At 47.0% G+C, this 12,053-nt stretch carries 12 protein-coding genes; 10 read left to right on the forward strand and 2 right to left on the reverse strand.

All coding sequences use genetic code 11. From position 1 onward, the window contains the following. The first annotated feature begins 18 nt into the window (after nt 1–18). From BT_RS19795 to folE, 10 genes are all read left to right on the forward strand, one after another. Complete coding sequence (locus BT_RS19795; protein WP_008760842.1) at nt 19–570, forward strand: DJ-1 family glyoxalase III; 552 nt, start codon at nt 19–21, stop codon at nt 568–570. Nucleotides 571–577: 7 nt separating this feature from the next. Further along, the gene (locus BT_RS19800) at nt 578–1,237 is read left to right on the forward strand and encodes a 2-C-methyl-D-erythritol 4-phosphate cytidylyltransferase (RefSeq protein WP_011109021.1); all 660 of its coding nucleotides are present in this window, start codon (nt 578–580) and stop codon (nt 1,235–1,237) included. Next, on the forward strand, nt 1,238–3,334 hold the full coding sequence (gene recG / locus BT_RS19805; RefSeq protein WP_011109022.1) for an ATP-dependent DNA helicase RecG: 2,097 nt from the start codon (nt 1,238–1,240) through the stop codon (nt 3,332–3,334). It abuts the gene before it with no gap. Between the two features lie 223 nt (nt 3,335–3,557). Then, nucleotides 3,558–4,022, forward strand: coding sequence for a nucleoside-diphosphate kinase (gene ndk, locus BT_RS19810; protein ID WP_008760845.1), 465 nt, complete (start codon nt 3,558–3,560; stop codon nt 4,020–4,022). Between the two features lie 18 nt (nt 4,023–4,040). Then, nucleotides 4,041–4,913: a peptidoglycan DD-metalloendopeptidase family protein gene (locus BT_RS19815; protein WP_008760846.1), complete on the forward strand. Its 873-nt coding sequence runs from the start codon at nt 4,041–4,043 to the stop codon at nt 4,911–4,913. Nucleotides 4,914–5,022: 109 nt separating this feature from the next. Next, nucleotides 5,023–5,565 carry a DUF1599 domain-containing protein gene (locus tag BT_RS19820; RefSeq protein ID WP_011109023.1) on the forward strand — a complete coding sequence of 181 codons (543 nt, stop codon included), beginning with the start codon at nt 5,023–5,025 and terminating at the stop codon, nt 5,563–5,565. After that, nucleotides 5,555–6,871, forward strand: coding sequence for a BT_3928 family protein (locus BT_RS19825; RefSeq protein WP_105100232.1), 1,317 nt, complete (start codon nt 5,555–5,557; stop codon nt 6,869–6,871). Before BT_RS19820 ends, BT_RS19825 begins: the two co-directional genes overlap by 11 nt. 29 nt (nt 6,872–6,900) lie before the next feature. Beyond that, on the forward strand, nt 6,901–7,659 hold the full coding sequence (gene tpiA / locus BT_RS19830) for a triose-phosphate isomerase (protein WP_008760849.1): 759 nt from the start codon (nt 6,901–6,903) through the stop codon (nt 7,657–7,659). 126 nt (nt 7,660–7,785) lie between these two features. After that, entirely contained in the window at nt 7,786–8,235 is a 450-nt protein-coding gene (locus BT_RS19835) for an SPOR domain-containing protein (RefSeq protein WP_008760850.1), read from the forward strand. Nucleotides 8,236–8,242: 7 nt separating this feature from the next. Then, a complete protein-coding gene (gene folE, locus BT_RS19840; RefSeq protein WP_008760851.1) occupies nt 8,243–8,833 on the forward strand; it encodes a GTP cyclohydrolase I FolE in 591 nt (196 codons plus the stop codon). A gap of 91 nt (nt 8,834–8,924) precedes the next feature. Here the strand turns inward: folE and dnaG are convergent, their stop codons facing one another. Together dnaG and BT_RS19850 are read right to left on the reverse strand one after the other, a co-directional pair. Beyond that, on the reverse strand, nt 8,925–11,117 hold the full coding sequence (gene dnaG / locus BT_RS19845; RefSeq protein ID WP_011109025.1) for a DNA primase: 2,193 nt from the start codon (nt 11,115–11,117) through the stop codon (nt 8,925–8,927). 114 nt (nt 11,118–11,231) lie between these two features. After that, a complete protein-coding gene (locus tag BT_RS19850; protein WP_008760853.1) occupies nt 11,232–12,005 on the reverse strand; it encodes a prephenate dehydrogenase in 774 nt (257 codons plus the stop codon). Nucleotides 12,006–12,053: the final 48 nt, after the last annotated feature.

Consider the following 12,053-nt stretch of genomic DNA (forward strand, 5'->3'; position numbering starts at 1 on the left):
AATCAAAAATATAGGATTATGGGAACTGTATATGCTTTTTTTGCAGATGGCTTTGAAGAAATAGAAGCCTTTACTGCTGTCGACACTTTGAGACGTGCCGGACTGAATGTAGAAATCGTATCTGTCACTCCGGATGAAATTGTAATGGGCGCTCACGATGTGTCATTGCTCTGTGATATAAACTTTGATAACTGCGATTTTTTTGATGCCGATCTGCTGTTGTTGCCGGGAGGAATGCCGGGAGCAGCTACGCTCGACAAGCATGAAGGACTGCGTAAACTGCTTCTTGACTTTGCTGCCAAAGGAAAACCGATCGCAGCGATCTGCGCGGCTCCGATGGTATTGGGCAAATTAGGTTTGCTGAAAGGCCGGAAAGCCACTTGTTATCCCAGCTTCGAGCAATACCTGGAAGGTGCGGAATGTGTCAGTGAACCCGTAGTTCGGGACGGAAATATCATCACAGGTATGGGACCGGGCGCTGCTATGGAATTTGCTTTGGCCATCGTAGATCTGTTGGTCGGCAAAGATAAAGTAGACGAACTGGTAGAAGCGATGTGCGTAAAACGCTAAGCTGTCTATGAAACAATCTGTGATTATTGTCGCCGGTGGAAAGGGCTTGCGAATGGGAAGCGATCTTCCCAAACAATTTCTTCCTGTCGGTGGCAAACCTGTGCTGATGCATACGCTGGAAGCATTCCGCAAGTACGATGCGATGCTTCAGATTATTCTGGTACTTCCCCGTGAACAGCAGGACTTCTGGAAACAGCTTTGCGAAGAACATCATTTTTCGGTGGAACATCTTGTGGCAGATGGCGGCGAGACCCGTTTTCATTCGGTGAAGAACGGGCTGGCACTTGTGCAGGCTCCCGGTCTGGTAGGAGTGCACGACGGAGTTCGTCCGTTTGTAACCCTTGAAGTGATTCGCCGGTGTTACGAGCTGGCGGAACAGCATAAAGCTGTGATTCCGGTGGTGGATGTAGTCGAAACGCTGCGCCATCTGACGGATGCCGGAAGCGAAACGGTGAGCCGTACTGAATATAAGTTAGTGCAGACTCCTCAGGTTTTTGAGGTGGAGCTGCTGAAACAGGCTTATGGACAGGAGTTTACTCCGTTCTTTACGGACGATGCTTCGGTGGTCGAAGCAATGGGCGTACCCGTACATCTGGCAGAAGGTAATCGTGAAAACATAAAAATAACAACTCCCTTTGACCTGAAGATCGGGAGTGCTCTCTTGTAAATGTTCGATTTAACCACACGCGACATCAAATTTATCTCCGGTGTAGGGCCTCAGAAGGCCGCAGTATTGAACAAGGAGTTGGAAATCTACTCGTTGTACGATCTGATTTATTATTTTCCTTATAAATATGTTGACCGGAGCCGCATCTATTACATTCACGAAATAGATGGCAATATGCCGTATATCCAGCTGAAAGGAGAGATTCTCGGCTTCGAGACGATAGGCGAAGGGCGGCAACGGCGGCTGACGGCCCATTTCTCCGACGGTACGGGAATCGTCGACCTGGTGTGGTTTCAAGGTATCAAATATATATTAGGCAAGTATAAACTTCACGAAGAATACATCATCTTCGGTAAGCCTACCGTGTTTAACGGGCGTATCAATGTGGCGCATCCCGACATCGACAAGCCGGATGATCTGAAACTTTCTTCCGTCGGACTGCAACCTTATTATAATACGACGGAGAAAATGAAACGGAGCTTTCTCAATTCGCATGCGATTGAGAAGATGATGGCTACGGTGATCCAGCAGATACAGGAACCGCTGCCGGAAACGCTTTCTCCCAAAATCCTGTCGGACCATCATCTGATGCCTCTGACAGAGGCACTCCGGAATATCCATTTCCCGACGAATCCCGATTCGCTGCGCAGGGCTCAGTATCGTCTTAAATTCGAAGAACTGTTCTACGTGCAGTTGAATATCCTCTGCTATGCGAAGGACCGCCAAAGACGATATCGTGGATATATCTTTGAACGGGTAGGGGATGTTTTCAATACTTTCTATTCGCAGAACCTTCCTTTCCAGTTGACGGGTGCACAGAAACGGGTACTGAAAGAAATAAGGAATGATGTGGGAAGCGGCCGGCAGATGAACCGTCTGCTTCAAGGAGACGTGGGTAGTGGTAAAACCCTGGTAGCATTGATGAGCATGCTGCTTGCACTGGACAACGGTTTTCAAGCGTGCATGATGGCTCCCACCGAAATTTTGGCGAACCAGCATTACGAGACAATCAAGGAACTGCTTTTCGGTATGGATATCCGTGTCGAACTGCTGACCGGATCTATCAAAGGAAAGAAGAGGGAAGCGATCCTGACCGGACTGCTGACGGGAGACGTGAAAATCCTGATAGGTACGCACGCGGTCATTGAAGACACGGTGAACTTCTCTTCTTTGGGACTGGTCGTTATTGACGAACAACACCGCTTCGGAGTGGCACAGCGTGCCCGCCTCTGGACGAAAAATATACAGCCGCCTCACGTGCTGGTGATGACCGCCACACCTATTCCGCGTACACTGGCGATGACGTTGTATGGCGATCTGGATGTTTCTGTCATTGACGAGCTGCCGCCGGGACGGAAACCGATAACCACCATTCATCAGTTTGACAACCGTCGGGAAAGTATGTACCGCGCCGTACGCAAGCAGATAGAAGAAGGACGGCAGGTGTACATCGTCTATCCTTTAATAAAGGAAAGCGAGAAGATCGACCTCAAGAACCTGGAAGAAGGTTACCAGCATATCTTGGAAGAGTTTCCCGGCTGTACCGTTGCCAAAGTTCACGGCAAGATGAAGTCTGCGGAGAAAGATGAGCAGATGCAGCTCTTTATTTCCGGACAAGCTCAGATTATGGTTGCCACTACCGTCATCGAAGTCGGGGTGAATGTCCCCAATGCTTCTGTGATGATCATTGAGAATGCCGAACGCTTCGGACTTTCGCAACTCCATCAGTTGCGCGGTCGGGTGGGACGTGGCGCTGAACAGTCTTATTGTATCCTTGTGACGAACTACAAACTGACTGAAGACACGCGGAAACGGCTGGAAATAATGGTGCGCACCAATGACGGCTTTGAAATAGCGGAAGCGGACTTGAAACTGCGTGGTCCCGGTGATTTGGAGGGGACGCAGCAAAGCGGCATTGCCTTCGATCTGAAGATTGCGAACCTTGCCCGTGACGGTCAGCTGTTGCAGTACGTCCGTTCGATAGCCGAAGATATCGTAGATAACGACCCGTCGGCCCAAAGTCCGGAGAACGAGATTCTGTGGCGGCAACTGAAATCTCTCCGGAAAACGAATGTTAACTGGGCGGCTATAAGTTGAAAAACGGTTAAACATGCAGTTTATTTGCGGGAATGTGTTGCAAAACATGTTTCTTTTCTATTCCTCCTATTTATAGGGCTTTAACGCCGCTTTTCCTGTTCTTTTTATCTCCGTACTTCTGAAAAATAGTTAATGACTTACTTGCCCTTTCATCGGAAAATACTATCTTTGGGGGAATTTTTTATAGTAAATGTATAGTTTAATCTTTTGAAAGTCACACATCATGATCGAAAAAACGCTGGTTATTTTGAAGCCGTGTACCCTTCAACGGGGATTGGTTGGTGAGATCACTCATCTCTTTGAACGTAAAGGACTACGGTTGGCCGGCATGAAAATGATGCAACTGACGGATGAATTATTAAGCGAGCATTATGCCCACCTGAGCAGCAAGCCTTTCTTTCAGCGCGTGAAAGATTCGATGATGGCAACTCCTGTCATTGTTTGTTGTTACGAAGGTGTGGATGCTATTCAAGCAGTCCGTACGTTGGCGGGACCAACTAATGGACGTCTGGCTGCGCCGGGAACCATTCGTGGGGATTATAGTATGAGTTTTCAAGAAAACATCGTTCATACTTCCGATTCTCCGGAAACTGCGGCTATCGAATTAACGAGATTTTTTAAACCTGAAGAGATATTCGACTACAAACAGGCGACTTTTGACTACCTGTATGCGAACGACGAATATTAATTGAATTGACAAGAACGAATGAATTTCAATTGCATTATTAAAACAGGATTGGTAGCTGTAGCAGCTATGGTCAGCCTGAGCTCTTTCTCTCAAGACCTGATTGCCCGCCAAGCTCCGATAGACAAGAAATTAAAAACCGTAGACTCTTTGGCACTTCAGAAACAGATCCGTGCCGAACAGTCGGAATATCCCGCCTTAAGTCTTTATCCAAACTGGAACAACCAGTATGCACATGCTTACGGCAATGCTATCATCCCCGACACTTATACCATCGACCTCACAGGCTTCTGTATGCCGACTCCGAGTACGAAGATTACTTCGCCTTTCGGTCCCCGCTGGAGAAGAATGCACAATGGTCTGGACCTGAAGGTGAACATCGGTGACACGATTGTAGCTGCCTTTGACGGTAAAGTACGTATCGTGAAGTATGAACGCAGAGGATATGGTAAATATGTAGTGATTCGTCATGACAATGGATTGGAAACCATATACGGACACTTGTCCAAACAACTCGTTGAAGAAAATCAATTGGTAAAAGCCGGCGAAGTGATCGGTCTGGGTGGTAACACCGGACGTTCTACCGGTTCTCATCTCCACTTTGAAACCCGCTTCCTGGGAATCGCCATCAACCCGATTTATATGTTCGACTTCCCGAAACAGGATATCGTAGCCGATACTTATACTTTCCGCAAGACGAAAGGTGTGCGTAGTGCCGGTTCTCACGACACTCAGGTAGCCGACGGAACGATCCGTTATCATAAAGTGAAGAGCGGAGATACATTGTCACGTATCGCTAAAGTGCGTGGAGTATCGGTCAGTACGCTTTGTAAGCTGAACCGTATCAAGCCGACGACCACCTTGCGTATCGGACAAGTTTTACGTTGTTCGTAAAGATGTAATACAATAATAGCTTTGGAAGAGGGCACTTTAATATAATTTAGAGTGCCCTCTTTCTGTTTTTACTTAATTATTGTTACCTTTGCGCACTATTTGGAAGAAGATGAAAGATACCAAGCAACAATTTGAACATGTCATTGCCTTGTGCCGTGACTTATTCTCCAAGAAGCTGCACGATTACGGGCCTGCATGGCGTATCCTGCGTCCGGCTTCGGTTACTGATCAGATTTTTATCAAAGCTAACAGGATTCGCAGTATCGAAACCAAAGGGGTGACTCTGGTTAACGAAGGAATCCGTTCGGAATTTATTGCGATAGTCAATTATGGCATTATCGGTCTGATCCAGCTGGAACTGGGCTACGCCGAATCTGCCGACATCAGCAATGAGGAGGCTTTGGCTTTATATGACAAGCATGCAAAGGAAGCGCTGGAGCTGATGCTTGCCAAAAATCATGACTATGATGAGGCTTGGCGCAGTATGCGTGTGAGTTCCTACACAGACTTGATTCTGATGAAGATATACCGTACCAAGCAGATTGAAAGTCTGGCAGGGAACACGTTGGTGTCGGAAGGTATCGATGCTAACTATATGGATATGATTAATTATTCAGTATTCGGATTGATTAAGATAGAATTTGAAGGATAAGAACTTACATATCATCCAGAAGACAGGAGCGAATGTCTGCCGTTTCCTTTTAGCGGCATCGTTCATCTTTTCCGGTTTTGTGAAGGCTGTCGACCCGCTGGGCTTCCAGTATAAGATACAGGACTATCTGACCGCCTTCGGGGTGATTTCATGGTTTCCTTCTTTCTTCCCGTTGTTGGGAGGCATAATATTATCCGCCATCGAATTTTCAATCGGTATCTTCCTGTTCTTCGGTATCAAGAAAACAATCTCCACCACATTGGCGTTGGTGCTGATGATCTTCATGACACCGCTGACGCTGTATCTGGCGATTTTCGATCCGGTGTCGGACTGCGGTTGTTTCGGCGATGCCTGGGTATTGACTAACTGGGAGACATTTGCAAAGAACATCGTACTGCTGCTTGCCGCGATTGCTACATTCCAGTGGAGGAAAATGCTGATCAGATTCGTGACCCGAAAGATGGAATGGCTGATTTCTCTGTACACGATATTCTTTGTATTTACACTGTCGTTCTATTGTCTGGACCGTCTGCCTGTGCTGGACTTCCGTCCTTACAAGATCGGACAGAATATCATGAAAGGCATGAGTATCCCCGAAGGAGCGAAGCCGAGTGTATATGAAAGTGTCTTTATCCTGGAAAAGAACGGGGAAAAGAAAGAGTTTACACTGGACAATTATCCGGACAGCACATGGACCTTTGTCGATACGCGTACCATTCTGAAAGAAAAAGGATACGAACCTTCGATTCACGACTTCTCCATGATGGATCTGAGCACGGGTGATGATATCACGGAAGACGTGCTGACGGATATGGGATATACCTTCCTGCTGGTGGCACATCGTATTGAAGAGGCGGACGACAGTAACATTGATTTGATTAATGAGATATATGACTACTCGGTAGAGCATGGTTACAGATTCTACTGCCTTACTTCCTCACCGGAAGAGCAGATAGAATTGTGGAAGGACAAGACCGGTGCGGAATATCCTTTCTGCCAGATGGACGACATTACGCTGAAGACGATGATTCGCTCCAATCCGGGACTGATGCTGATAAAGAACGGTACGATTCTGAACAAATGGAGTGATGAAGACATTCCGGATGAATATGTACTGACTGACAAACTGGAGAATCTGGAACTCGGTCAGCAGAAGGTCCGGAGTGACGTACATACGATTGGATACGTATTCCTGTGGTTTGTCATTCCGCTGTTGCTGGTGTTGGGAGTGGACATTCTGATTGTCCGCCGACGCGAACGGAAGAACGAAAAGCGGAAGCAGCAACAGGAAGTAAAAGAACAATAAATTTATTAACCCTTTAAATAAAGAACAAAATGAGAAAGAACATTGTTGCAGGAAACTGGAAAATGAACAAAACCCTTCAAGAGGGTATCGCTTTGGCAAAAGAACTGAACGAAGCATTGGCTAACGAAAAGCCCAACTGTGATGTAATCATCTGTACTCCGTTTATCCACTTGGCATCTGTTACTCCGTTGGTAGACGCTGCTAAGATCGGTGTAGGTGCTGAAAACTGTGCAGACAAGGCATCCGGTGCATATACAGGTGAAGTTTCTGCTGAAATGGTAGCTTCTACAGGTGCAAAATATGTAATCCTGGGTCACTCAGAACGTCGTGCTTACTACGGTGAAACTGTTGCTATCCTCGAAGAAAAAGTAAAATTGGCTCTGGCTAACGGTCTGACTCCGATCTTCTGTATCGGTGAAGTGCTGGAAGAACGCGAAGCTAACAAGCAGAACGAAGTAGTAGCTGCTCAGATGGAATCTGTATTCTCTCTGTCTGCTGAAGACTTCTCTAAGATCATCCTTGCTTACGAACCGGTTTGGGCTATCGGTACAGGTAAAACAGCTTCTCCCGAGCAAGCTCAGGAAATCCACGCTTTCATCCGTTCAATCGTGGCTGACAAGTATGGCAAGGAAATCGCTGACAACACTTCTATCCTTTACGGTGGTAGCTGCAAGCCTTCTAACGCTAAAGAACTGTTCTCTAACCCCGACGTAGACGGTGGACTGATTGGTGGTGCTGCTCTGAAAGTTTCTGACTTCAAGGGTATCATCGATGCGTTCAATGCATAATTAGAATATCTTTCGGGAACTGACTAAAAAGTAGATAGTAACTCTAAACTCTCCTCCTTCCAGAAGGAGGGGAATTGCAGATAGTATCGACTTTTTAGCCACTTCCTGAAATTAAACTTTTATCGAATGAGAAAACTAGGTTTACTTTTATGGATGCTGGCTTTTACCGCTGTTGGTGCACAGGCGCAGAACATCATCAAGAGTCTGGAACGTACAGTGCCGGGACAGGGAAAGGTGACGATTCATCAAGACCCTAAGATAGAGGCATTGATAGGCGTGGAACGTCCTTCTATGGGCGAACAGAAAGTGTTGAAGGCAGCCGGATTCAGAATACAGGCGTATGCCGGTAATAATACCCGTGAGGCAAAGAATGATGCTTATCGTGTAGCTTCCCGCATCAAAGAGTATTTCCCCGAACTGACGATTTACACTTCGTTCAATCCTCCCCGCTGGCTTTGTCGTGTGGGTGATTTCCGGAGCATTGAAGAGGCGGACGCGATGATGCGTAAACTCAAGGCAACCGGTGTATTCAAAGAGGTCTCTATCGTCAAAGACCAGATCAATATTCCTTTATAATTGTATCATGTTAGAAAAAGAAGAAATTGTCTCTCCGAATCTGGAGGAGTTGAAAAGTCATTATCACAGTATTATTACTTTGTTGGGTGAAGATGCCGGAAGGGAAGGTTTGCTGAAGACCCCCGAACGTGTTGCGAAGGCTATGCTGAGTCTGACAAAAGGTTATCACATGGACCCTCATGAAGTGTTGCGTTCGGCTAAGTTTCAGGAAGAATACAGTCAGATGGTGATAGTGAAAGACATTGATTTCTTCTCTCTCTGCGAACACCATATGTTGCCGTTCTACGGAAAAGCACATGTGGCATATATCCCTAACGGCTATATCACGGGATTGAGCAAGATTGCCCGGGTAGTCGATATCTTTTCCCATCGCCTGCAAGTGCAGGAACGCATGACGCTGCAAATCAAAGATTGTATCCAGGAGACACTGAACCCATTGGGAGTGATGGTGGTAGTGGAGGCAAAGCATATGTGTATGCAGATGCGCGGCGTAGAAAAACAAAATTCTATTACTACTACTTCAGACTTTACAGGAGCTTTCAATCAAGCCAAGACTCGCGAAGAGTTTATGAATCTGATTCAGCACGGCAGGGTGTAATACGCTTTACAAAATGTGGACGATGTAGTTCCCCGTCAATGAGGATTGCCTCCGGTACCGATGAAGGGGTGTCTCGGCACCGATGAGAAATTTAGCGTAATACAACGCGGTCGCCCAGGCGCTTCGCCATCAGACTTTGCACTTCCCGCATCTCATTATAACGCTGCATCAGCGAATTACATTTCTCATTGTCATGAGCGAGTGCCGGATCTTGCAGGGCATAAAGCATATGTTTCAGTTCTTCCGTGACAATCGCATACTTGAAGTTGATCATCAACATAGGGACGAGTTCGTACAGCCGTTCTTCATCTGTCACGATCTTCTGTGATTTCGAGTGATATTTACTTAGCTGATAACGTACATTGATCAAGTCCACGCTCAACCGGCTGATGGTCTGGTCGGGATGTGCCAGGAAATAGCGTTCCGCGATAAAACCGGCATCGTGTATATGCGTGGCGGCTTCTGTCAGAATCTGTCGGTGCAACGGATTATGGAAAGCCAGGTCGTCTTCCTTCAGATCATTCACCACATATTCGATAACGGTTACCGGAATTTCATTTCCTTCTTCGTCGGTAAGGTTGCACATCACTTTTTCACCATAACGGACTACTGCCTGCAGGATCAATCGCTCAAACTTATAGAACTCCTGACCTTCTTTTCCTTCCTGCGGAATAAAGGAGGTATAAGAATCTCCGGGAACAGTGGTATCCGTAGTGGAGGCAGGTGCATTGCCGGGAGGAAATCCTGCTGCACCTCCTGTAGCAGCGGACATCGGATCTGCGAAAGATACGATATTGCCATCGTCATCATATTCGGGTTCCGGTGGCATTCCTGCATTGGCGTAGGGACTTGATGGAGTAGAATAAGTCGGAGCACCGGAATAAGCCGGTGTGCCGGAAGCGGCAGCTGTACCGGAAGTATCTCCGGTTGTTGAAGATGAATGATTATAGCTGGGACGATTGGCTTTTTCAGCCTGCGCCTCTCTTAATTTGGCGACTTCCGCTACCAGCAGTTTTTCTTCGATGCGCAGATGTTGGCTGCATTCTTTGATGTAGACATCCCGTATAATGGCTTCCGGTATGACGGAAATGCTTCGTACGATATTCGAAATCAGTTCCGCGCGTTTGATCGGATCTCTTCCCGCGTCTTCCATCAGAAGGTCGGTCTTGAAGCGGATGAAATCTTTCTCGTGCTCACGGATGAATGCCTGGAATTCTTCCGAATTATGTTTGCGGGCGAAGGAGTCCGGGTCGTCTCCGTCCGGAAGCAGGCATACTTTGATGTTCATGCCTTCTTCCAGCAGCATATCGATTCCGCGGATAGAGGCTTTGATACCGGCTACGTCACCGTCATAGAGTACGGTAATGTTATTGGTGAAACGGTGGATCAGACGAATCTGTCCCGGCGTCAATGCGGTGCCCGATGAAGCGACTACGTTTTCTATGCCCGACTGGTGCATGGAGATAACGTCCGTGTATCCTTCCACAAGGAAACATCTGTCCTGCCTGACAATCGCCTGTTTGGCAAAATAGATTCCGTATAGCTCGTTACTCTTGTGGTAAATTTCCGACTCGGGAGAGTTGACATATTTCACCTTTACCCCTTTGGTGGCGGTGCTGAGCACACGTCCGCCGAAGGCGACCACCTTTCCGGAAAGGGTATGGACGGGGAAAATCACACGTCCCCAGAAGCGGTCACGAAGACGGTGGTCATCCGTTTCGTAGCAGATTCCCGTTTTCACCAGGAATTCTTTCTTGTAGCCTTTGCGCAATGCTTCTTGTGACATGGCATCATGGCTTTCCGTACAGTAACCCAACTGGAATTTCTCAATGATGTCATCACGAAATCCACGCTGACGGAAATAAGCCAGACCGATGCTGCGCCCGTCCACATGATTCTTTAAGATATTCTGAAAGTAATCGCGGGCGAAGTTGTTGACAATGAACATACTTTCGCGCGTTGTCTGCGCCTGTTTCTCTTCATTGGTCAGCTCCCGTTCTTTGATTTCGATGTTGTATTTCTTGGCGAGATATTTCAGTGCCTCGTAATACGACATCTGTTCGTGCTCCATGATGAAGTGGACCGAGTTTCCGCCCTTACCGCAGCTGAAACACTTGCAAAGTCCTTTGGCAGGGGAGACGCTGAATGACGGAGTCTTTTCGTTGTGGAACGGGCACAGACCTACATAGTTCACTCCGCGTTTGCGCAGGGTGACAAACTCAGACACTACATCTACAATCTGTGCGGCATCTAAAATTCGGTCTATGGTAACTTGATCTATCATTCTTCTTTTCTCCTGTGATTCCGTTTTTGCGGATACAAAGGTACATATAAAAAAATCCCCTGCAAAGAACTTTCTTGCAGGGGATGGTTAAATCTTATCGAAGGAGAGGATGATTTACTTGATCTTTTCCCGAATCTTGGTGAGGTAGGCTTTCATACCTTCCGCATCTTTCTTTTCGATGATTTCGAGAAGATTCTTCAGCTCTGTACGGATATTGGCCACTTGTCCCGGGGTGCGTGGGTTGAACAGGATTTCCTGCAGCAGGTAGTCATCTTCGCTCAGCAGCCCCTTTGCGATAGCCATGTGCTTCTTGAAAGTTGTTCCCGGAGCTTCCTGATGCTTCATCACGGCAGCAAATACGAAAGTCGAAACGAATGGGATGGAGAGCGAGTATGCCACCGTTTCATCATGTTCGTCGAACGTATATTCGAAGATGTTCAGGCGCAGCGTCTGGTAAAGGTCTTTGAAGAAAATCTTTCCCAAATGATCTCCTTCGCTGATGATAATCGCATTCTCGCTGCTCAGATTGCTGAGACTGGCAAACGTCGGTCCGAACATAGGGTGACTGGAAACGTAGCGGAATCCGCTTTCTTCGTAGAACTTCTTCAGTCCTGTCTTTACGGAAGCGATGTCACTGATGATACAGTCTTTGGGCAGCACAGGCAATACCTTGCGGAAAGCATCCAGCGTGTATTTTACGGTGACGGCATTGATGACCAGTTCGGGTTCGAATTCTTTGATTTCCTCCAGTGTGGTGAAACGATACGTGTTATACACGAAACGCAACTGGTGCGGGTTGACGTCAAACACGGCCGTCTCGTGCTGAAAACTCAGTATATCCGTAAAGAAGGAACCCATTTTACCGGCTCCGAGGATTAATATTCTCATATCTATTATTATTGGGGAGTTTCTCAAAAGTCAATAGTCTCTCTAAAA

It is taken from the genome of Bacteroides thetaiotaomicron VPI-5482 (assembly GCF_000011065.1).
Lineage (GTDB): Bacteria > Bacteroidota > Bacteroidia > Bacteroidales > Bacteroidaceae > Bacteroides > Bacteroides thetaiotaomicron.

Excerpts from the sequence above, each read along its gene's own strand:
- BT_RS19795 (WP_008760842.1), top strand. The coding sequence starts at position 19 with ATGGGAACTGTATATGCTTTTTTTGCAGATGGCTTTGAAGAAATAGAA.
- BT_RS19800 (WP_011109021.1), top strand. The coding sequence starts at position 578 with ATGAAACAATCTGTGATTATTGTCGCCGGTGGAAAGGGCTTGCGAATG.
- recG (WP_011109022.1), top strand. The coding sequence starts at position 1,238 with ATGTTCGATTTAACCACACGCGACATCAAATTTATCTCCGGTGTAGGG.
- ndk (WP_008760845.1), top strand. The coding sequence starts at position 3,558 with ATGATCGAAAAAACGCTGGTTATTTTGAAGCCGTGTACCCTTCAACGG.
- BT_RS19815 (WP_008760846.1), top strand. The coding sequence starts at position 4,041 with ATGAATTTCAATTGCATTATTAAAACAGGATTGGTAGCTGTAGCAGCT.
- BT_RS19820 (WP_011109023.1), top strand. The coding sequence starts at position 5,023 with ATGAAAGATACCAAGCAACAATTTGAACATGTCATTGCCTTGTGCCGT.
- tpiA (WP_008760849.1), top strand. The coding sequence starts at position 6,901 with ATGAGAAAGAACATTGTTGCAGGAAACTGGAAAATGAACAAAACCCTT.
- BT_RS19835 (WP_008760850.1), top strand. The coding sequence starts at position 7,786 with ATGAGAAAACTAGGTTTACTTTTATGGATGCTGGCTTTTACCGCTGTT.
- folE (WP_008760851.1), top strand. The coding sequence starts at position 8,243 with ATGTTAGAAAAAGAAGAAATTGTCTCTCCGAATCTGGAGGAGTTGAAA.
- dnaG (WP_011109025.1), bottom strand. The coding sequence starts at position 11,117 with ATGATAGATCAAGTTACCATAGACCGAATTTTAGATGCCGCACAGATT.
- BT_RS19850 (WP_008760853.1), bottom strand. The coding sequence starts at position 12,005 with ATGAGAATATTAATCCTCGGAGCCGGTAAAATGGGTTCCTTCTTTACG.